The sequence below is a fragment of the Catellatospora chokoriensis genome, from assembly GCF_011297315.1.
Taxonomy (GTDB): domain Bacteria; phylum Actinomycetota; class Actinomycetes; order Mycobacteriales; family Micromonosporaceae; genus Catellatospora; species Catellatospora citrea.
In genome coordinates this window covers 34,339-54,047 of the sequence record NZ_JAAOTI010000034.1, presented here as the reverse complement: position 1 = coordinate 54,047, position 19,709 = coordinate 34,339, and the positions used below count along the sequence as shown (strand labels likewise).

The following is a 19,709-nucleotide window of genomic DNA, read 5'->3' as shown; positions in this document are numbered from 1 at the left end:
ATGATTGGCATCCTGCGCACGGTCGTGCTTGACGCACCCGACATCAAGAGCCTGGCCGCCTTCTACGCGGACCTGGCGGGGCTGGACGAGCACTACGCCGACGACGAATGGATCACACTCAACGCCGCCGACGGCACCCGCCTCGGCTTCCAGCGCGCGCCCGACCACGTGCCGCCGCGCTGGCCCGACCCGGCATACCCGCAGCAGCTGCACCTCGACCTGCGCGTACCGGACATGGCCGCCGCGGTCGAGCGCGCCGTCAAGCTCGGCGCCACCCGCCTGCCCGGCGGCGGCGAGACCTTCACCGTGCTGGCCGACCTGGCCGGCCACCCGTTCTGCCTGTGCCAGAGCGACGGCGACAGCACCACCATCGCCGACGTGGCGATCGACTGCGCGTCCGCCGGGCCGCTGGCCCGCTTCTACGGCGAGCTGCTCGGCCTGCCGGTCACCTGGGAGGGTGAGGGCGGCGCGATGATCTCCACCGAGGGCCGGCTGCCGGTGATCTTCCAGGAGGTCGCCGACCACCGGGCCCCGCGCTGGCCCGACCCGGCCCACCCGCAGCAGCTGCACCTCGACGTGGAGGTCGCCGACGCCGACGCGGCAGAGGCCGCGGTGCTCGCGCTGGGTGGCGTCCGGCTGTCCGGCGGGGGCGACAACTGGCGGGTGTACGCCGACCCGGTCGGCCACCCGTTCTGCCTGGTCTGGTGACCGGCCGGGTGGCCCGGGCACCGGCGCGGGCCACCCGGCACCCTCACGTCGTGTGATGTGATCACGCAAATGCAACCGCAGAGGGGCCCGCTCACGTCACCATCGGCGTAGACGGCCCGCAGTCGCCGCCCCGGGCCATCCGGCGCGGAACAGCGGGGGACGGGGGTCCCTGATGGTTTCTCGGCGCGAGTTGGTGCGCCTGCTGGCAGCGGGCGGCGTGGGTGCGGCCGCCGCGGTGGCGGCACCGAAGGTGCGCTCCTTGGTCGGGCCCGACCGGCTGCCGCTCGACGGCGGATACGCCCCGGCCGGCAACGAGCTGGGCTGGCACAACGGTGCGGTACGGGTGCTGTGGCACGTCACCACCGACCGTCCGCTCATCGCGCTGACCTTCGACGACGGCCCGGAGCCCGACTGGACGCCGCGGGTGCTCGACGCCCTCGACGAGCTCGACGCCAAGGCGACGTTCTTCGTCGTCGGCGAGCGGCTGGTGCGCAACGCCGCCCTGGTCAAGGGCCGCTACGCCCGCCACGAGGTCGGCAACCACACGTGGGCGCACAAGGACCTGGCCCAGCGCGACGAGAAGGGCGTACGCAACCAGCTGCGCCGCTGCCACGACGCCGTCGCCGAGCACGTCGGACGCGCACCGACGCTGCTGCGCCCGCCATGGGGCCACCTCGCGGGCACCACGCTGACCGTCGCCGAGGAGTTCGGCTACGACGTGGTCATGTGGTCGCAGCGCATGCGCGAGAACCTGTTCGTGGACCACCCGGCCGGCATCGTCGCCGACACGGCCGACCAGGCCCGCCCCGGCGCGATCGTGCTGGCCCACGACACCGGCCCCAAGGATCGACTCGTCTGCATCGCCAACCTCAAGGGCATCGTCACCGAGCTCCGGTCCCGCGGTTTCGAACTGGTCACCGTCTCCGAACTGCGCGCCGCCGGTCACCCCGCCACCACCTGACCGGCCTCAGGCCCTCGTGACCCCGACGCGGGGGCGCCGCCGTTCCGTTTTCTATAGACGTTGGCCTATCTGATCGAGTTCGATCTACGAAAACTCGATCAGATAGGCCAACGTCCATTAAAGTGGGGTCGGGTCGCCGCTGGACGGCAGGCCGGGTCAGCGGGTGGGGGAGTGCTCCTTGCGGGCCTGGTCGGCGAGGTGGCCGGGCATCGGCTCGTAGCGGGCGAACTCGCGGGTGAAGGTGCCCGCGCCGGCCGTCATCGAGCGCAGGTCCACCAGGTAGCGCAGCAGCTCGACGGCGGGCACCTCGGCCCGGACCTGGGTGCGGTCGGCGCCGCCCGGGTCGGACTCGGAGCCCAGCACCCGGCCGCGCCGGCCGGACAGGTCGCTCATCACCGCGCCGACCGCGGAGTCGGGCACCGTGATGACCACCTCGTCGACCGGCTCCAGCAGGGTGATCTGCGCCTTCTCGGCGGCGTCCTTCAGGGCCATGCTGCCCGCGGTCTGGAACGCCGCGTCGGACGAGTCGACGCTGTGCGCCTTGCCGTCGACCAGGGTGACCCGGAAGTCGACCACGGGGTAGCCGGCCACGATGCCCTTCTCGGCCTGCGCGCGTACCCCCTTCTCGACGCTGGGGATGTAGTTGTGCGGGATCGCGCCACCGACGATCTTGTCGACGAACTCGATGCCCGTGCCGCGCGGCAGCGGCTCCAGCTGGATCGAGCAGACGGCGTACTGGCCGTGCCCGCCCGACTGCTTGACGTGGCGGCCCTGACCGGCGGCGGGAGCGGCGAACGCCTCGCGCAGCGCCACCTTCGCGGGCTCGGTGGACAGCTCGACGCCGCCCGCCCGCAGCCGGTCCAGCACCACGTCGGCGTGCGCCTCGCCCATGCACCACAGCACCAGCTGGTGGGTCTCCGGGTTGCGCTCCAGGCGCAGCGTCGGGTCGCCCGCGACCAGCTTGGCCAGGTTCTTGGCCAGCGCGTCCTCGTCGGAACGGGTCTTGGGCACCACGGCGACCGGCAGCAGCGGCTCGGGCATCTGCCACGGGGCCATCAGCAGCGGCCTGTCCTTGCCGGAGATGGTGTCGCCGGTCTCCGCGGCGGTCGACTTGGTGACCGCGCAGATGTCGCCGGCCACGCACATGCTCACCTCGCGCAGGTTCGCGCCGAGCGGGGAGTAGACGTGCAGGACGCGCTCGTCGGCGTCGTGGTCGGGGTGCCCGCGCTCGGCCAGGCCGTGGCCGCTGATGTGCACCGGGGTGTCCGGGCGCAGCGTGCCGGAGAACACCCGGACCAGGCTGACCCGGCCCACGTACGGGTCGATGGTGGTCTTGACGACCTCGGCCACCAGCGGACCGTTCGGGTCGCACTCCAGCGCGTCGCGGGGCGAGCCGTCGATGGCGGTGACCGCGGGCAGCGGGTGCTCCAGCGGGGTCGGGAAGGCCCGGGTCAGCAGCTCCAGCAGCGCGTCCAGGCCGACGCCGGTCTCCGCGCACACCGGCACCGCCGGGTGGAAGTGGCCGCGGGCCACGGCCTTCTCCAGGTCGTCGATGAGCACCTGGGCGTCGATGACCTCGCCGGCGAGGTACCGGTCCATCAGGGTCTCGTCCTCGCTCTCGGCGATGATGCCCTCGATCAGCTCGCCGCGGGACTCCTCGATCGCGGGCAGGTGCTCGGCGTCGGGCTGGCGCACCTGCGGCGGGTAGCCGTTCGAGTAGTCGTACACCTGCTGCGAGATCAGGCCGATCAGGCCCTCCACGGACTGGCCGTCGTCGCCGTGCATGGGCAGGTACAGCGGCTGCACCTCCTCGCCGAAGACCCGCTGGCACAGGGCGAGGGCCTCGTCGAAGTCGGCCCTCGGGTGGTCCAGCCGGGTGATCGCCACGGCGCGCGGCATGCCGACCGCGGCGCACTCCTCCCAGAGGGTGGCCGTCGCGGCGTCCATGCCGTCCCAGGCGCTGACCACGAACAGGGCCGCGTCCGCGGCGCGCAGGCCGGCCCGCAGCTCGCCCACGAAGTCGGCGTAGCCGGGGGTGTCCAGCAGGTTGACCTTCACGCCCTGGTGGGTGAGCGGGGCGCAGGCCAGCGCGACGGAGCGCTGCTGCTTGACCGCGGCCGGGTCGTGGTCGGTGACCGTGGTGCCCTCGGCGACCGTGCCCGCCCGGCTGATCGTCTGCGTGGCCGCGAGCAGCGCCTCGACCAGCGTCGTCTTACCGCTGCCGGCGTGCCCCACCACCACCACGTTGCGCACGTCTGACGGCTGCTCGGCGACCTGCGCCGGAGCCTGTGAGACCTTCTCCTTGTCGCCGCGCGCCATCTGTCCGCCTCCTGTAGCCGTGTCGGTTACTGCATTGTTTCCGATCCCACACCCATCGGGCGTACGGACACAACCCCGGCGTCAGCGTGTCGCCGCCGTCGGGCGTGCCGACCCACACCGCTATCGTTAGCGCCATCATGGCGAAGATCCTCAGCGTGGTCGGCAAGGCCGGCACGGCCCGCCTGCTCGATCCCCTCAGCCGGGCACTGCTGCGGGCGGGTGTGAGCCCGAACGCGGTGACCATAGTCGGCACTCTCGGCGTGCTCGTCGGCGCCTTCGGTTTCGCGGCGCGCGGCCACTGGATCGCCGCTGTCGTGATCATCACGGTGTGCGGGCTCACCGACATCATGGACGGCGCGATGGCCCGCGCCCGCGGCAGCGCCAACCGCTACGGCGCGCTGCTCGACTCGACGATGGACCGGATCGCCGACGGCGCGATCTTCGCGGCCATCGCCTGGTGGTACGCGGGCACCGGCGACCGCCTCTCCCTGGCCGCCGCACTGATCTGCCTGGTCACCGGGCAGGTCGTCTCCTACGTCAAGGCGCGTGCCGAGGGACTGGGCATGTCCTGCCACGTCGGCCTCGTCGAGCGGGCCGAACGCCTGATCACCGTCGGCGTCGGCGCGCTGCTGACCGGCTTCGGCCTGGCCTGGGGCCTGCCCGTGTCGCTGTGGCTGCTCGCGGCGGGCTCGGTGTTCACCATCTGGCAGCGCATGTGGCACGTGCACAAGCAGGAGTCGGCCGGGGAGTCGGTGTGAGCGGCCGGAATGTCCCGGGCCGCGCCGTGCGTTGCGGGGTGCGGGCATGAGCGGGCGCGAGCGGCTGGTCGAGTTCGGCTACGCGGCCGGGTGGCGGCTGGTCCGGGCGCTGCCCGAGTCCGCCGCCTCGGCGCTGTTCCGGGTGGGCGCGGACCGGGCCGCCGCGAAGCGGGGACCGGGCGTCCAGCGGCTGGCCCGCAACCTGCGCAACGTGCTCGGCCACGAGCCGTCCGACGAGCTGGTCCGCGACGCCGTGCGCTCGTACGCCCGCTACTGGCTGGAGGCGTTCCGGCTGCCGTCGAAGTCGCAGGCGCAGCTGCGTGAGGGGTTCCGGCTGCACGGCGTCGAGAAACTGATCGCCGCGCACGAGGCGGGCACCGGTGCGATCGTCGCGCTGCCGCACGCGGGCAACTGGGACGCGGCCGGAGCCCTGGTCACCGCGCACGGGGTGCCGCTGACCACGGTCGCCGAGCGGCTCAAGCCGGAGGGGCTGTACCGCCGCTTCCTGGCGTACCGCGAGAAACTCGGCATGACCATCGTCCCGACCGTCGGCGGGCAGGGCTCACCGATCGACGCGCTGGTCAAGGCGCTTGGCCAGGCGCACATCGTGCCGCTGCTGGCCGACCGGGACCTGTCGGCGCGCGGTGTCGAGGTGGAGTTCTTCGGCGGGCGCACCCGCATGCCGGCCGGTCCGGCGATGCTGGCGCTGCGCACCGGCGCGCCGCTGTTCGTGGTGGACATGTGGTACGAGCCGGACATGGCCTGCGGCCGGGTGGTCGGCCCGCTGCCGGTGCCCGACGCGTCCGCCGGGCCGCTGGACGTCCGGGTCAAGCTGCTCACCCAGCAGGTCGCCGACGGTCTGGCCCGCGGCATCGCCGCGCACCCGGCCGACTGGCACATGCTGCAGAAGCTGTGGCTGACCGAGCCGCCCGCGGGCGACCCGGCGGCCGCCCGCGCCACCTCGGCCGCGGGCGCCACCGACCCCGAGGAGTGACGTGCGGATCGGAATCGTCTGCCCGTACTCGATGGACGTGCCGGGCGGGGTGCAGTTCCACGTCCGCGACCTCGCCGAGACGCTGATCGCGATGGGGCACGAGGTCAGCGTCCTCGCGCCGGCCGACGACGACCAGCCCCTGCCGCCGTACGTGGTGGCCGCCGGGCGGGCCGTGCCGGTGCCCTACAACGGTTCGGTGGCCCGACTCAACTTCGGCCCGATCTCGGCCGCCCGCACCCGGCGCTGGCTGCACCAGGGCGACTTCGACGTGCTGCACGTGCACGAGCCGCTCACGCCGAGCCTGTCGCTGCTGGCCGTCATGTCGGCGCGCGGCCCGGTGGTGGCGACCTTCCACACCGCGATGACCCGCTCGCGAGCGCTGGCCGCGGGCGCGCCGGTGGCCCGGGTGGTGCTGGAGCGCATCACCGGCCGCATCGCGGTCAGTGAGCTGGCCCGCCGGGTGCAGGTGGAGCACCTGGACGGCGGTGCGGTGGAGATCCCCAACGGCGTCTCGGTGGCGCACTTCGCCGACGCCGAGCCGCTGCCCGGCTGGCCGGGCGAGTGCCGTCCGGGGTACGGCGGCACGGTGGGTTTCCTGGGCCGCTTCACCGAGCCCCGCAAGGGCTTCGACATCCTCGCCCGCGCGCTGGCCGACGTGATGCCGGGGCGTCCCGGCATGCGGCTGCTGCTGGCCGGCCCCGGCGACCTCGACGAGGTGGACCTGCCGCCGGTGGTGGCCGAGCGCACCACGTTCCTGGGCAAGGTGTCGGAGGACGACAAGGCGCGCATGCTGCGCAGCGTCGACCTCTACATCGCGCCGAACACCGGCGGGGAGTCGTTCGGCATGATCCTCACCGAGGCGATGGCGGCCGGCGCGCCCGTGGTCGCCACCGACCTGGACGCGTTCCGCCGGGTGCTCGACGGCGGCCGGGCCGGCGCGCTGTTCCCCAACGGCGACGCCGCGTCGCTGGCCGACGCCGTCACGGCGCTGCTCGACGACGGCGAACGCCGCCGTGAGCTGGCCGAACACGCGGAGCGGGTGGTCGCCGCGTACGACTGGCCGGTGGTCGCCGCGCGGGTGCTGGAGGTCTACAACAGCGCCATCGAGGCGCTCGGCGAGACGGTCAGCGGAGCCGATCCCCCCGCGCAGTGGTGAGGCCGTAACAGCGCACCACTACGATGCCCCGCATGGGTTGGGTGATCGGCGTGGTGGCCTTGGTGGTCGTGATCGCGTCGTACGTCACCTGGACCGCCGGGCGGGTGGACCGCCTGCACCTGCGGGCCGCCTCGGCGGGCCGGGCGCTGGACTCCCAGCTGGTGCGCCGGGCGGCGGCCGCCGCGGTGCTGGCCGAGACCGAGCTGGTCGGCGATCCGGCGGGCGCGGACCTGTACGCCGCGGCCCGCGCCGCGCTGGACGCCCGCGAGGACGACCGGGAGGCCTCGGAGAACGACCTCACCCGGATGCTGCGCAAGCAGGCCCTCGATCCCCAGGGGCCGGACGGGGCCGCCGTGATCGCGGCCAGCCGCCGGGTGGCGCTGGCCCGCCAGATGCACACCGACCTGGTCCGCGCCGCGCTGGCCTCCCGGGAGCGGCCGCTGGTGCGGCTGCTGCGGCTCAACCGCAAGCACACCCGCCCGTCGTACTTCGACATCGACGACCCGACCTTGAGCGTCAGCTGAGACCTCGGGTACATTTGCGGCTTCCGCTGAGTTGTCCCAGGTCACACCTGTGACTCAGGTCACAGGCCGGGCCACAGGGTGCTGATTGGCCGTCGGGTGGCCCGCACGCCCCCGCGTAGAATTCAGGCCAGCGGAGCCTGCCGTCCGCCCTGCGGTGATCGCAAGACGCCGGGCGGCCTCCTCCGCGGTCCTTGAGATCCCGTGTGTCAGGAGAAGCGCGACATCATGTCTGCAACCGAGTCTGTGAACGTACCGGTGACCGGCACCGCCCGCGTGAAGCGCGGTATGGCCGAGATGCTCAAGGGCGGCGTGATCATGGACGTCGTCAACGCGGAGCAGGCGAAGATCGCCGAGGACGCCGGCGCCGTCGCCGTCATGGCGCTGGAGCGGGTGCCCGCTGACATCCGCGCCCAGGGCGGCGTGTCCCGCATGAGCGACCCCGACATGATCGACGGCATCATCAACGCCGTCTCCATCCCGGTCATGGCCAAGGCCCGCATCGGCCACTTCGTCGAGGCCCAGGTGCTGCAGGCGCTCGGCGTCGACTACATCGACGAGTCCGAGGTGCTGACCCCGGCCGACTACGCCAACCACATCGACAAGTGGCAGTTCACCGTGCCGTTCGTGTGCGGCGCGACCAACCTCGGCGAGGCGCTGCGCCGGATCACCGAGGGCGCGGCCATGATCCGCTCCAAGGGCGAGGCCGGCACCGGTGACGTCTCCAACGCCACCACCCACATGCGCCAGATCCGACTGGAGATCCGGCGTCTTCAGAACATGCCCGCCGACGAGCTCTACGTCGCGGCCAAGGAGCTGCAGGCGCCCTACGAGCTGGTCAAGGAGATCGCCGAGACCGGCAAGCTGCCGGTCGTGCTGTTCACCGCGGGCGGCATCGCCACCCCGGCCGACGCCGCGATGATGATGCAGCTCGGCGCCGAGGGCGTCTTCGTGGGCTCGGGCATCTTCAAGTCGGGCAACCCGGCCCAGCGCGCCGAGGCGATCGTCAAGGCCACCACCTTCTACGACGACCCGGACGTGCTCGCCAAGGTCTCCCGCGGCCTGGGCGAGGCCATGGTCGGCATCAACGTCGACGAGATCCCGCAGCCGCACCGCCTGGCCGAGCGCGGCTGGTGAACCCTCCGGGCCCGGTGACGGGACCGGCCGTGCGCGCCGCCTGACGACCCGCCCGCTGCTCAGCGGGCGGGTCGATCTGCTTTCTCGCAGGCCTCCCCGTCGTGGTCCAGGTCCAGGTGGTGCCGGTCCTTGCCGTGTGCCAGCAGGCGCGGGACCGTGCCGTCCGGGGCCGGGTCGAAATACCCGTGGCCACGCAGCCAGTCGCAGCGCGCGCGCACCCCGGGCGGGAACCGCCACGGCACGCACAGGCCCGGCCGATCCGGCATGCGGTAGCCGTGGTCGCAGCCGTCGATGCCCGCGGGCAGCTCGGGTGGCCGCTTCGGTCTCGGCAGCGCCCGCTGCGGCCTGGCCTGCGGGTTGCGGGCGAAGGGCTGCACGAACGGCCGGACCGCGGTGGGCCTGGACGGATACGGGCGCAGCGTGAGCCAGGCCGCGGCGGCCGGCCCCGCCGTGGCGGTCGACGGCCGGGGGCCGGTGGCGACGGTCAGCAGGAAGGCGGCGGCCGCGAGCAGCCGCAGCGCGGTACGCGTGGACCTGTTCACGAGACGTGCACCCACTTGGCTACGGACGGCACCCCGTTGGCGCCGACGACGAAGAGCATGTACCAGCCGGGCGGCGCGATGTTCGGGTTGCTGGTGAGGTTCAGGCCGACGGTGCCGTCGCCGTGCACCGTCATGGGCAGGTCCACGTAGCGCTGGTTGGGGTCGGACGAGTGGGTCACCGCGGCCGGGCGGATCAGGGCCGCCTTGAGCACCGGGCCGTCCACCGTGACCTGCTGCGTCGAGCCGTACGCCCACTGCGTGCTCGCCACCGACCTGAGCTGCGGCCGCGCCCCCCGGAACAGGTACGGCGGGGAGTAGATCGAGATGTGGGTGGCGAACGAGCCGTCGCCCGGGTTGTCGCCGAAGGCCATCACCCGCCCGTCCGGCAGCAGGAACGCCGACGAGTGGTACGTGCGCGGCATCGGGTCGGTGGCCATGCCCGCGGTGAACGTGTTCGTGGCCGGGTCGAACATCGACGCCTCGTAGACGGGGTCGGCCCGGTTGTGCAGGCCGCCGCCGGTCTCGAAGACCAGGCCGTCGGGCAGCAGCACCGCGGAGACGTACATCTTGCCCTGCGTCGCGGTCTGCGGCACGCCGCCGGTGAGCGTCCCGGTCGGGATCAGAGGGCCCGGGGTGTACGCCGGAGCGGCGGCCTTCAGGTCGATCACGTCGGTGAGCCGGTTGGCGTCGGGGTTGCGGAGGTTGTTGCCGCCGCCCAGGGTGAGCACCCGCTGGTCCTGCGCGGGCGGCAGCAGCACGCTCATCGACTGGTCCCGCTCGTCCTTGCGCTGCAGGCCGGGCACGTCGGTCACGGTGCCCGCGGCGTGGTCGTAGAGGGACGCGCCGGTGCCCGGCAGGTTGTCCCCGAAGACGTGGCTGCCGGTGTAGAAGAGCCGGCCGTCCTGCATCAGGATCATCGACGGGTACAGCCCCCAGAAGCGCCAGGTCTGGTTGGTCTCGTTCATGCCCAGCCAGCGGCCCTGCGCCGCGGAGTAGTACTCGGTGGCCACGGTGCCCCCGGAGTCCTCGCCGAGCCCGCCCAGCGAGATCACGTCGCCGTTGCCCAGCAGGGTCGCCGACGGGTACCAGTGCCCGGCGTTCAGATCGTTGAGCCGGGTGTACGCGTTGGTCGCCGGGTCGAAGACGTAGGACTCCTTCAGGCCCCGGTAGCCCGTCGCGCCGTCCGCGCTCGGGTAGTCCTTGTTGCCCCCCATGATCAGGACCCGGCCGTCGGAGAGCTGCACGTGCCCGGAGCAGAACAGGTCCGCCGGGGTCGGCACCTCGACGAACGTCCCGCTGTACGGCTGGTACAGCGCGGTCGCGAAACTGCCCGCCGCGAACGCGTCCGCGTCGTTGCCGGAACCGGCCACCAGCAGCACGTTCCCGTTGTGCAGCACGACCGCGTGCATGGCCCGGGCCGGCGCGGTGAACGGCATCACCTGCCACGTCCCCTTCGTGCAGGCCTCGCCCGAGCTGCACGCCGAGCCCGGCGTCGGCTGGGTGACGTCGACCATCCGGTAGTCGTCGGTGACCAGGGTGCCGGTGTCGTAGACGGTCACGCCCCAGGTGATCTGGTCGGTGTGCGGCGGGACCGGCGGCGTGCGCACCGTCTTCTCGGTGAAGGCCGTGGCCACCGGCAGCGACGCCAGGTCCGTCCAGTACTGCCAGCCGGCGGCCGTGTCGTGCCGGAACATCGTCATGACCGTGCTGGTGGTCGTCGTCTTGTACCAGACCGACAGGTCGTACTGGTGGCCCGGCGCGACGTTCGGGGCGCACGACGGGTCCTCCACCATCATCGCCTTGCGGTCGCCGGAGGCCCGGTCCGCCAGTGTGATCGCCATGGCGGACGCGCCGCTGTGCGCGTCGGCGGTGACCGCGAACGTGTACGTGTTGTCACCCCAGCCCGCGGCGTTCCAGCAGAGCGGGAAGCCGCCGCCGGACAGCGCCTCCAGGCCGGGATTGGCGACCAGGTTCGCGTCGGCGTACGCGGCCTCGGCGGTCAGGCCCGCCGCGGCCAGCAGCGCGGCCAGCACCAGTGCCGGCCTCCGCCGGCGCGCCCGCAGCCACGGGATCGGATTCACGTCGCCTCCCTGGGATCGGTGTCGTGCTCGGTCACGGCGCGGTCAGCGCCGGTCGGCAGGGGAGTCCGGCACCCGGCGGATCTCGATCCGGTCGCCTCCCGCGCCGAAGGTCGCCACCACGTCGGTGTGCTCCAGCAGCGCGTCCACGGTCGGCAGCGGGGCCCGGTCGCCGCGCATCGCCGGGGTGGAGACCACGTAGTCGACGTCGCGCCAGCCGCGGGGCAGCCCGGCGGCGACCTTGGCGTCCAGGTCGACCTTGTAGAACCACAGCACGTTGTCGCGCGGGAACCCGTCCCGGACCAGGTCGAGCCAGAGCACGTCGTCGACGACGACCCGGGTGCCGGCCCGGTCGGGCAGCTTCTCGCGCAGCCACGCCGCGGCCGCCTCGTACGGGGCGTTGTCCCGGGCGGTGAAGGCCCGATGGGTGCCGCCCGACCAGCGCACCCCGACCACGGCGACGGCGAGCGCGGCGAGCCCCCACAGCACCGTCCGGCGCCAGCCCGGGACCTGTTCGCCCGGTGGGCCGGACAGCGCGTGCCGGACGGCCAGCGCCAGCACCCCGGCCAGGCACAGCGCGAGGAAGGGCAGCGCCTGGATCACGTACATCGTCGGCAGGTAGCCGCCGGGACGCAGCGCGACCACCGCCAGCAGCGCCACCGCGACGGCGGGCACCCGCAGCCGGCGGACCGCCAGCGCCACCGCCGCAGCCAGCACGCCGCCGGCCAGCAGCACCGCGTCGTAGTACAGCCACGAGCCCACCACCGTGTTGGCCGGGCTGCCCGCGGTGAACACGCTGCCCGACCCGGTGCGGCTGTGCAGCTGGAACTGCCAGGCCCCGATCAGCGACACGTGGCCCGGGCCCGGCAGCAGCTCGCCGTTGAGCATCGCGAACAGCGGGTAGAAGCCGCCGACCAGCAGCACCCCGCTGCCGAACCCGGCGAAGGAGAAGGCGCGCACCCCGTTGCGGGCCGTGCCCTGCCACAGCGCGAGCACCACCGCGGGCAACGCCACGATCATGGTCTCCTTGCACAGTGCGGCCACGGCCGCCGCCGCGCCCGCCGCGACGTGGTGCCAGAGGTGCCGCCGGGGCGACAGCGCCAGCACGAGCGCGCCGAGCAGCCACGCCACGGCGAAGCTGTCCAGGTAGATCTGCCGCTGCGTCGTCACTGCCAGCGGCGAGAGCCCGTAGGTGAGGACCGCGACCGCCGCGGCCCAGCGGGGCAGGCCGATACGGCGGCCGAGCAGGTAGGTGAGCAGCAGGATGGCGGCGGTGACGACCAGCATCGACACCCGCGCGGTGGGCACCGTGAGCCCGTCGGACAGCAGCGCGGGCAGCCAGGAGAGCGCGGCGAGCTGGATCCAGGCCAGCGGCGGGTGGTCGTACCAGTAGGTGTAGTGGCCCAGACCCAGTCCCTGCTGCACGGCCCAGGCCTGGGCGAGATAGGTCCCCTCGTCGTCGCTGGCGGCCGGGAACCCGGTGATGTTCCAGGCGTGCACGGACAGCACGAGCGCAGTGGTGCCGGTGACCAGCAGGCTGCCCGGTGACCGCAGGCGGCGCAGCAACCGGGCGCGCCCCGTCTCCGGCTGGGGCTCGACCTCGCCTTCGACCACGACCTCGCCTTCGACCACGACCTCGACGCCGGCTAGGACCTCGACCTCGACCTCGATCTCGGCTTGGGCCTCGGCTTCGGGTCGGACCTCGGCCTGGGCTTCGGCTTCGACCTCCACCTCCAGCTGGACTTCGGCTTCGGACTCGACCTCGGCCTGGACTTCGGCTTCGGCCGGCTGCGTCCGCTCGATCGGCGCGTCGGCGGGCTCGGGCGGTGTGGGCGCGCGGAACGCGACGGTGATGTCCCGGGGCGGGCCGGCCGGTTTCGGGACGGTGCGGGAGCGGGCGCGCGAGCGCGAGCGGCGGCGTGACGACGTGGTCATGACGCGCTGCCGTCCGCCGCCGGGGTGTCGGTCAGGTGCGCGCCGACGTGCCGGGTCAGCTCCCAGTTGGTGCGCCCGGTCCCTTCCCGCCAGATGGCGCGGACCGCGGCCACCGAAAGGATCATCATGTACGGGAAGGTGCCGAGCACGAGCTGCGCGTAGTGCACCGGCCGCACCCGCAGGCCGAACTGCAGCCCGAAGTCGCGCAGCCCGGCCACCTGGAACGCCAGCGTCGCGACCGTGGGCAGCGCGGGCAGGAAGGTCAGCATCGCGACCGCGACCGGCACGTGCGCGAACAGCGCCACGTACAGGCCGATCGGCATCGCGACCGCCGAGAACGCCTGCACGAACGGGCCGGTCAGGGTGTACCGGGCGAGCATGCGGGACCAGAAGGTGGGCAGCCCCCGCCAGTCGCCCTTGCGCAGCACCTGCAGGAACCCCTGGTTCCACCGGGTGCGCTGCTTGAGCAGCCCGGACACCGAGTCGGGGGTCTCCTCGCGGGTGACGATCGCCGAGTCGTAGGCGACGACGACCCGCTCGCCGCTGCTGGACAGCCGTACGCCTAGGTCGCAGTCCTCGGCGAGGCAGGCGCCGTCCCAGCCGCCGGCGCGGCGCAGCACCTCGGTCCGGACGAAGACGGTGTTGCCGCCGAGCGGGATGAAACCCCGGCGGGCGTGCAGGTGCAGGCGGCTGCGGAACCAGAAGAAGTACTCCAGGCAGTTGTGCAGGCTGTACCAGCTGGAATAGAAGTTGATCAGCTGGACGCCGCCCTGCACCACGGTCGCGCCGCTGCGGCGGAAGGCGTGGTCGACGTGGGTGAGCAGGGCGGGGTGGACCTGGTCCTCGGCGTCGAAGACGCCGACGACGTCGCCGCGGCAGTGCGGGAGCGCGCTGTTGAGCGCCTTGGGTTTGCTCTTGACCTCGTTGGTGTCGACGACCACGCGGACACGGTCCGGGGTCCGCTCGGCGAGCTGCCGGGCGACCGTGGTGGTGCCCTCGTCGTCGTGGCCGACCACGAGGATCACCTCGTAGTGCGGGTGGGTCGACTCGAGCAGCCGCCGCACGGTGTGCGCGAGCACCTCCTCCTCGTGCCGGGCCGGGACGAGCAGCGAGAAGGAGAGCGTGTGCGCGCCGTCGGGCGCGGCGAACCGGGTGGCGGCGAGCGTCTCCGGGGTGCGCCAGGCGTGCATGGTCCACCAGAGGGTGACCACGGCGAAGGCGAACAGGGCGAGGGAGACGACGGTCATCGTGACGGCAGCCATGACCTGCCCGTCCGGCCGCTGGTCGATTGGGGCATACATTCCCTTATCTGTACAAAACGGACATGAGAGGCGCGGGGTCGCCACGTGAGCGGATTCCGTATCCGCCGGTCGTATGCCTTGGGTAACCGGTGCCGCGGACGAATGGCTACGCGGAGAAATCACGGCGTGAGCGCGTCGTCGAGGGCGCCCCGTCACCGGCTGTCACGGGCATGACACGGCCGTCGGCCGCCGCCCGTCGGCCGCGAGTGGGGGCTCCGTGTCACAGGGGGCTGATGTCCCACTTCCGGATGTGGCTGAAGATCAGCTGGGTCTCCAGGTGGGCCACCTCGCGGCGGGAGGTGAACCCGTCCAGGAGCAGGCGCTGCAGGTGGGCGGCGTCGCGTACGGCGACGTGCACCAGGAAGTCGTCCGCGCCCGCGATGTGGCTCAGCGCCAGCGTCTCGGGCAGGTCGAGCACGAAGCGGATGAACGGCTCCACCACGTCGCGGTTGTGCGGGCGGACCCGCACCGCGATGTAGGCCTGCAGCGGGCGGCCCAGCGCGGCCGGATCGGCGTCGGCGTGGAAGCCCGCCAGCACCCCCCGGCGCTGCAGCGCGCGCACCCGCTCCAGGCAGGTCGAGGCCGCCACGTTGACGCGCGCCGCAAGGTCCTTGTTCGAGATCCGCGCATCGTTCTGCAACTCGCGCAGGATCGCCGTGTCGATCGCATCAAGCACGGTGTTCTCCGCCATACCCCGAAGAGTATTCGGAACCGGTTTACCGGGGCCGAAGAAGGCCCGAAGATCACGCCCATGACCTACGCCGTCGACACCCGTGCCGTACACGCGGGCCGCGCTGACCTGGCCGAGCTCGGTGTGCACGCGCTCCCGCTGGACTTCTCCACCACGTACCCGATGCACGACCAGGTCGCCGCGGGCGCGGCCCTCGGTGCGTTCGCCGACGGCGCGGCCACCGCCGCGACCCCGGTCTACCAGCGGCTCTACAACCCGACCACGGCCCGCTTCGAGCAGGCGCTCGCCGAGCTGGAGGGCACCGAGGCGGCCGTCTCGTTCGCCTCCGGCATGGCCGCGATCACCGCGGTGCTGCAGGCCGCCTGCCTGATGAGCGACCGGCGGCACGTGGTGGCCGTACGCCCGCTCTACGGCGGCACCGACCACCTGCTCTCCATCGGCCTGCTCGGCCTGTCCGTGACCTGGGTCGACCAGGACGAGGTCGCGGGCGCGATCCGCCCCGACACCGGCCTCGTCGTCGTGGAGACCCCGGGCAACCCGACCCTGGGCCTGGTCGACATCGCCACCGTCTGCATCCAGGCCGGCGACGTGCCGGTGCTGGTCGACAACACCTTCGCCACGCCGGTGCTGCAGAACCCCGCCAAGCTGGGCGCGTCCTACGTGGTGCACTCCGGCACCAAGTACCTCGGCGGGCACGGCGACGTGCTCGGCGGCGTGGTCGCCTGCGCCGAGCAGCGGGCCGGCGCGCTGCGCCAGGTGCGCATCCTCACCGGCGCGGTGCTGCACCCGCTGGCCGGCTACCTGCTGCACCGCGGCCTGGCCACCCTGCCGCTGCGGGTACGCGCCGCGCAGGCCACCGCCGCGACGCTGGCCGTGCGCCTGGCCGTGCACCGCGGTATCGGCAAGGTGCACTACCCGGGCCTGCCCGGCAGCGACCCGCGCGGCCTGGTCGGCCGCCAGATGCGCGGGCCCGGCGCGATGATCGCGTTCGAGACGACCGGTGACGCCGCGGCCGTGGTCGCCGCGCTGCGCCTGATCACCCCGGCGGTCAGCCTCGGCTCGGTCGATTCGCTGATCGAGCACCCGGCCCTGCTCACGCACCGGCTCGTCGACGCCGAGGGCAAGCAGACCGGCGGCATCACCCCGAACCTGCTGCGCATGTCGGTCGGCCTGGAGGACGTCGACGACCTGTGGGCCGACCTGGACCAGGCCCTGACCGCCGCGACCCGCGCCACGGTCACCGTCGCAGCCGCCGTTCCCGTGGCCCCGTCCGCGCCGGCGCCTGTCCCGGCCGCACCGGGCATGGCTCCGGCAGTGCCCGCCATGGCTCCGGCCGCTCCGGCGGAGCAGGCGTTCGACGAGGAGTTCGCCGCGCTGGCGGACGCGGGCGCGGTGTCCGCCACATCGGCGCAGGCCGTCAACGGGAGCGCGCCCGTTCCGGCATAGACTTCACCTACAGTGGATGATCTTCTTGGGAGGACCCGTGCCAGACCTCGTCATCGGTGTGCTCGCCCTGCAGGGTGACGTGCGCGAGCACCTGGCCGCGCTGGCCGAGTGCGACGTGATCGGCCGGCCGGTGCGCCGCCCCGAGGAGGTCGCCGAGATCGACGCCCTGGTCATCCCGGGCGGCGAGTCCACCACCATGAGCAAGCTGGCGCTCGCGTTCGAGGTGTACGAGCCCGTGCGCAAGCGACTCGCCGAAGGCATGCCGGCGTACGGTTCGTGCGCCGGCATGATCATGCTCGCCGACGAGGTGCTCGACGGGCGGCCTGACCAGAAGACGTTCGGCGGCATCGCCATGACGGTGCGCCGCAACGCCTTCGGCCGGCAGGTCGACTCCTTCGAGGCCCCGGTCGACATCGCGGGCGTCGAGGGCGAGCCGGTGCACGCGATCTTCATCCGCGCGCCGTGGGTCGAGTCGGTCACCGGTGATGTCGAGGTGCTGGGCCGGGTCACCGCAGGCCCCGCCACCGGTAGGATGGTCGCGGTCCGGCAGGGCAACCTGCTGGCCACCTCGTTCCACCCGGAGCTCACCGGGGATCTGCGGGTGCACCGTCTCTTCGTCGACATGGTGCGTGACCAGGCCTCCTGACCCGGGGGGCTCTTCACCAGCGCGCTGACGGAGGATCTGATGTCCGGCCACTCAAAGTGGGCGACGACCAAGCACAAGAAGGCGGCGATCGACGCCAAGCGGGGCAAGCTGTTCGCCCGCCTCATCAAGAACATCGAGGTGGCGGCGCGCACCGGTGGGGCCGATCCGGCGGGTAACCCGACGCTGTACGACGCGGTCCAGAAGGCCAAGAAGAACTCGGTCCCCAACGACAACATCGACCGGGCGCTCAAGCGGGGCTCCGGCCTGGAGGCCGGCGGCGCCGACTGGCAGACCATCATGTACGAGGGCTACGGCCCCAACGGCGTGGCGATCCTGATCGAGTGCCTCACCGACAACCGCAACCGCGCCGCGACCGAGGTGCGCACCGCGCTCACCCGCAACGGCGGCAACCTGGCCGACGCCGGCTCGGTGTCGTACATGTTCTCCCGCAAGGGCCAGGTCATCGTGCCGAAGAACGGCCTGACCGAGGACGACGTGCTCGGCGCGGTGCTCGACGCCGGCGCGGAGGAGTGCAACGACCTCGGCGAGTCGTTCGAGGTCATCAGCGAGGCGGGCGACCTGCTCTCGGTCCGCAACGCGCTGCAGGCGGCGGGCATCGAGTACGAGTCGGCCGAGTCGACCTTCGTGCCCAGCGTGCAGGTGGCGCTGGACGAGGACGGCGCCCGCAAGGTGCTCAAGCTGATCGACGTGCTCGACGACTGCGACGACGTCCAGGACGTCTTCGCGAACTTCGACATCTCCGACGAGATCATCGAGAAGATCGAGGCCTGATCCCGCTCGGTGCGCAGGGCCCCGTCCGACCCCGGACGGGGCCCTGCGCCGTCCCGCCCGCCGAGCGCGGCCCATGATCGCTCGACTTGCCCGGCACCTGTGCGTATCTTGCGACCGGATACGCACGGGCACATCTGCCCGGCAGGTCGAGCGATCATGGCAGGAAGATCGGTCTTCTTTCCGCTATCCGGGTGACGGAGGGCGAATTCTGGGCATCATGGTCTCTATGGTCGAAGTCCTCAACCCCGGCGAGCTGGAGCAGGGCCTGGCCGCCCTGCGCGGCTGGACCGGCGACGTGCACGGCATCACCCGCACCGTGAAGCTGCCCAGCTTCCCCGCCGCGCTGGCCGTGGTGGCCCGGGTGGGCGAGGCGGCGGAAAGCATGGACCACCATCCGGACATGGACATCCGCTACCGCCATCTCACCTTCACGTGCTGCACCCATGCCGCCGGCGGTCTCACCGACCTCGACCTGCGGCTGGCCCGCATGATCGACGAAATCGTCGCCGACGCCACCGCCGACCAGCCCGCCAACCACTGACCCTGCCTCGGCTGCGGTCGCGCCCTGCAGTTTCGGGGAAACTGCACGAACCAGCGTGGTCAAAGCTGCAGTTTCCCCGGAACTGCAGTCGCGGCTCGGGCTCGGAGTAGGGAGTAGGTGGAGTGGTCGCGTTTGCCCAGCTTGTGGTGGGTGGAATGTTGGGAAGGGCACCTTCTTTAACGCGGAGCGTTAAGAAGGTGCCCTTCCTTTGTTCGCAGGCTCAGTCGGTGAGGCGGTCGGGGGTGACCTTGATTACGGAGAAGAAGGCGCCCTGGGGGTCGGCCAGGACGGCGAAGCGGCCGGGTGGGATGTCGGTGGGCGGGATGGAGACGGTGCCGCCGAGCTCCTGGGCGTGGGTGACGGCGGCGTCGCAGTCGGCGACGTGGAAGTACACCATCCAGTGTGGCGGCAGGTCCTCCGGCCACTCGTCGCCCTCCATCGGCATCATGCCCGCGACGCGGGCGCCGTCGAGCTGGAACTCGGTGTAGACGACCGGGCCGAGCGGCATGTCCTGCGGTTTCCAGCCGAACACCCCGCCGTAGAAGATCTTCGAACCCTCCGGGTCGCGAGTGGTCAGCTCGTTCCAGGCCAGCGTGCCGGGCCTGCGGAAGATCTCGCCGCCGCCGTGGGTGCCGGGCTGCCACACCGCGAACATCGCCCCGGCCTGGTCCAGGAAGACCGCCATCTGGCCGTATCCGAGCACGTCGAACGGTTCCAGCAGGACACTGCCGCCGAACTCGACGACCTTGGCGGCGGTGGCCGCCGCGTCGGAGGTCTCGACGTACGTCGTCCACATCGGTGGCTGGCTCTCGCCCTGGATCGGGCCGGCGCCGGCGACCTGCTTGCCGTCGATCAGGTATGTCGTGTAGCCGCCTGCCTCAGGTTCTGGGGTGACCTCGGCGTCCCAGCCGAACAGCTGGGTGTAGAACTCCGTGGCGCTCTTCAGATCGGTGGTGCTCAGGTCGACCCAGGTGGGAACGCCGGGTGCGTTGGCCATGCCGATACCCCTCTGTTTCGTGACACGGACCGGTTTGTCCGCTTCATCCGATGGTGGCAGACGAGGGGAGCGGAACCGCGCGAATCGCACATCGTCGACGTGTCGATTGTGTGGACGCGTTACATGGCTGTTGCCGCCCGATGAGTCATACGTTTCCCCGGCATTCGCAGTGACCCGGGTCACGTA

The 19,709-nt window shown here is 72.3% G+C and carries 18 protein-coding genes; 11 read left to right on the top strand and 7 right to left on the bottom strand.

Annotated features, from left to right (window positions below):
- Nucleotides 1-708, top strand: a complete 708-nt coding sequence (locus tag HAV39_RS35910) for a VOC family protein (protein ID WP_191843612.1) — start codon at nucleotides 1-3, stop codon at nucleotides 706-708.
- A gap of 172 nt (nucleotides 709-880) precedes the next feature.
- Nucleotides 881-1,669 (top strand): polysaccharide deacetylase family protein, encoded by a 789-nt coding sequence (locus HAV39_RS35905; protein ID WP_191843611.1) that lies wholly within the window; start codon nucleotides 881-883, stop codon nucleotides 1,667-1,669.
- Between the two features lie 156 nt (nucleotides 1,670-1,825).
- On the opposite strand, the gene HAV39_RS35900 is transcribed toward HAV39_RS35905, so the two are convergent.
- The gene (locus HAV39_RS35900; RefSeq protein ID WP_191843610.1) at nucleotides 1,826-3,988 is read right to left on the bottom strand and encodes an elongation factor G-like protein EF-G2; all 2,163 of its coding nucleotides are present in this window, start codon (nucleotides 3,986-3,988) and stop codon (nucleotides 1,826-1,828) included.
- A gap of 137 nt (nucleotides 3,989-4,125) precedes the next feature.
- On the opposite strand from HAV39_RS35900, the gene pgsA reads away from it, so the two are divergent.
- The 5 genes from pgsA to pdxS all read left to right on the top strand — a co-directional run bounded on the left by pgsA (nucleotide 4,126) and on the right by pdxS (nucleotide 8,554).
- Nucleotides 4,126-4,746 (top strand): phosphatidylinositol phosphate synthase, encoded by a 621-nt coding sequence (pgsA, locus tag HAV39_RS35895; RefSeq protein WP_191843609.1) that lies wholly within the window; start codon nucleotides 4,126-4,128, stop codon nucleotides 4,744-4,746.
- Nucleotides 4,747-4,792: 46 nt separating this feature from the next.
- Complete coding sequence (locus HAV39_RS35890) at nucleotides 4,793-5,740, top strand: phosphatidylinositol mannoside acyltransferase (protein ID WP_191843608.1); 948 nt, start codon at nucleotides 4,793-4,795, stop codon at nucleotides 5,738-5,740.
- 1 nt (nucleotide 5,741) lies between these two features.
- Nucleotides 5,742-6,896 (top strand): glycosyltransferase family 4 protein, encoded by a 1,155-nt coding sequence (locus HAV39_RS35885; RefSeq protein ID WP_191843607.1) that lies wholly within the window; start codon nucleotides 5,742-5,744, stop codon nucleotides 6,894-6,896.
- 32 nt (nucleotides 6,897-6,928) lie between these two features.
- Entirely contained in the window at nucleotides 6,929-7,420 is a 492-nt protein-coding gene (locus HAV39_RS35880) for a hypothetical protein (protein WP_191843606.1), read from the top strand.
- A gap of 225 nt (nucleotides 7,421-7,645) precedes the next feature.
- Nucleotides 7,646-8,554, top strand: coding sequence for a pyridoxal 5'-phosphate synthase lyase subunit PdxS (gene pdxS / locus HAV39_RS35875; protein WP_191843605.1), 909 nt, complete (start codon nucleotides 7,646-7,648; stop codon nucleotides 8,552-8,554).
- Nucleotides 8,555-8,613: 59 nt separating this feature from the next.
- Here the strand turns inward: pdxS and HAV39_RS35870 are convergent, their stop codons facing one another.
- From HAV39_RS35870 to HAV39_RS35850, 5 genes are all read right to left on the bottom strand, one after another.
- The gene (locus HAV39_RS35870; RefSeq protein ID WP_191843604.1) at nucleotides 8,614-9,096 is read right to left on the bottom strand and encodes a hypothetical protein; all 483 of its coding nucleotides are present in this window, start codon (nucleotides 9,094-9,096) and stop codon (nucleotides 8,614-8,616) included.
- Complete coding sequence (locus HAV39_RS35865; RefSeq protein WP_203736341.1) at nucleotides 9,093-11,177, bottom strand: galactose oxidase early set domain-containing protein; 2,085 nt, start codon at nucleotides 11,175-11,177, stop codon at nucleotides 9,093-9,095. The genes HAV39_RS35870 and HAV39_RS35865 overlap by 4 nt, the downstream gene beginning before the upstream one ends.
- A 42-nt stretch (nucleotides 11,178-11,219) precedes the next feature.
- Nucleotides 11,220-13,109, bottom strand: coding sequence for a glycosyltransferase family 39 protein (locus tag HAV39_RS35860; RefSeq protein WP_203736342.1), 1,890 nt, complete (start codon nucleotides 13,107-13,109; stop codon nucleotides 11,220-11,222).
- Nucleotides 13,106-14,410, bottom strand: a complete 1,305-nt coding sequence (locus HAV39_RS35855; protein ID WP_239120687.1) for a glycosyltransferase — start codon at nucleotides 14,408-14,410, stop codon at nucleotides 13,106-13,108. The genes HAV39_RS35860 and HAV39_RS35855 overlap by 4 nt, the downstream gene beginning before the upstream one ends.
- A 220-nt stretch (nucleotides 14,411-14,630) precedes the next feature.
- Complete coding sequence (locus HAV39_RS35850) at nucleotides 14,631-15,101, bottom strand: Lrp/AsnC family transcriptional regulator (RefSeq protein ID WP_191843603.1); 471 nt, start codon at nucleotides 15,099-15,101, stop codon at nucleotides 14,631-14,633.
- Nucleotides 15,102-15,161: 60 nt separating this feature from the next.
- Here HAV39_RS35850 and HAV39_RS35845 point away from each other — a divergent pair, with 60 nt between their 5' ends.
- The 4 genes from HAV39_RS35845 to HAV39_RS35830 all read left to right on the top strand — a co-directional run bounded on the left by HAV39_RS35845 (nucleotide 15,162) and on the right by HAV39_RS35830 (nucleotide 18,526).
- Nucleotides 15,162-16,547, top strand: coding sequence for a trans-sulfuration enzyme family protein (locus HAV39_RS35845; protein WP_191843602.1), 1,386 nt, complete (start codon nucleotides 15,162-15,164; stop codon nucleotides 16,545-16,547).
- Between the two features lie 16 nt (nucleotides 16,548-16,563).
- Nucleotides 16,564-17,193, top strand: coding sequence for a pyridoxal 5'-phosphate synthase glutaminase subunit PdxT (pdxT, locus tag HAV39_RS35840; protein WP_191843601.1), 630 nt, complete (start codon nucleotides 16,564-16,566; stop codon nucleotides 17,191-17,193).
- A gap of 39 nt (nucleotides 17,194-17,232) precedes the next feature.
- Nucleotides 17,233-17,985, top strand: a complete 753-nt coding sequence (locus HAV39_RS35835) for a YebC/PmpR family DNA-binding transcriptional regulator (RefSeq protein ID WP_120320052.1) — start codon at nucleotides 17,233-17,235, stop codon at nucleotides 17,983-17,985.
- Nucleotides 17,986-18,211: 226 nt separating this feature from the next.
- Nucleotides 18,212-18,526, top strand: coding sequence for a 4a-hydroxytetrahydrobiopterin dehydratase (locus HAV39_RS35830; RefSeq protein WP_191843600.1), 315 nt, complete (start codon nucleotides 18,212-18,214; stop codon nucleotides 18,524-18,526).
- Between the two features lie 220 nt (nucleotides 18,527-18,746).
- Here the strand turns inward: HAV39_RS35830 and HAV39_RS35825 are convergent, their stop codons facing one another.
- Nucleotides 18,747-19,523, bottom strand: coding sequence for a VOC family protein (locus HAV39_RS35825; protein ID WP_191843599.1), 777 nt, complete (start codon nucleotides 19,521-19,523; stop codon nucleotides 18,747-18,749).
- Nucleotides 19,524-19,709: the final 186 nt, after the last annotated feature.

Excerpts from the sequence above, each read along its gene's own strand:
- pgsA (WP_191843609.1), top strand. The coding sequence starts at position 4,126 with ATGGCGAAGATCCTCAGCGTGGTCGGCAAGGCCGGCACGGCCCGCCTG.
- HAV39_RS35905 (WP_191843611.1), top strand. The coding sequence starts at position 881 with ATGGTTTCTCGGCGCGAGTTGGTGCGCCTGCTGGCAGCGGGCGGCGTG.
- HAV39_RS35880 (WP_191843606.1), top strand. The coding sequence starts at position 6,929 with ATGGGTTGGGTGATCGGCGTGGTGGCCTTGGTGGTCGTGATCGCGTCG.
- HAV39_RS35890 (WP_191843608.1), top strand. The coding sequence starts at position 4,793 with ATGAGCGGGCGCGAGCGGCTGGTCGAGTTCGGCTACGCGGCCGGGTGG.
- HAV39_RS35850 (WP_191843603.1), bottom strand. The coding sequence starts at position 15,101 with ATGGCGGAGAACACCGTGCTTGATGCGATCGACACGGCGATCCTGCGC.
- HAV39_RS35860 (WP_203736342.1), bottom strand. The coding sequence starts at position 13,109 with ATGACCACGTCGTCACGCCGCCGCTCGCGCTCGCGCGCCCGCTCCCGC.
- HAV39_RS35855 (WP_239120687.1), bottom strand. The coding sequence starts at position 14,410 with ATGTATGCCCCAATCGACCAGCGGCCGGACGGGCAGGTCATGGCTGCC.
- HAV39_RS35830 (WP_191843600.1), top strand. The coding sequence starts at position 18,212 with ATGGTCGAAGTCCTCAACCCCGGCGAGCTGGAGCAGGGCCTGGCCGCC.
- HAV39_RS35845 (WP_191843602.1), top strand. The coding sequence starts at position 15,162 with ATGACCTACGCCGTCGACACCCGTGCCGTACACGCGGGCCGCGCTGAC.
- HAV39_RS35835 (WP_120320052.1), top strand. The coding sequence starts at position 17,233 with ATGTCCGGCCACTCAAAGTGGGCGACGACCAAGCACAAGAAGGCGGCG.
- pdxS (WP_191843605.1), top strand. The coding sequence starts at position 7,646 with ATGTCTGCAACCGAGTCTGTGAACGTACCGGTGACCGGCACCGCCCGC.
- HAV39_RS35825 (WP_191843599.1), bottom strand. The coding sequence starts at position 19,523 with ATGGCCAACGCACCCGGCGTTCCCACCTGGGTCGACCTGAGCACCACC.
- pdxT (WP_191843601.1), top strand. The coding sequence starts at position 16,564 with ATGATCTTCTTGGGAGGACCCGTGCCAGACCTCGTCATCGGTGTGCTC.
- HAV39_RS35910 (WP_191843612.1), top strand. The coding sequence starts at position 1 with ATGATTGGCATCCTGCGCACGGTCGTGCTTGACGCACCCGACATCAAG.
- HAV39_RS35900 (WP_191843610.1), bottom strand. The coding sequence starts at position 3,988 with ATGGCGCGCGGCGACAAGGAGAAGGTCTCACAGGCTCCGGCGCAGGTC.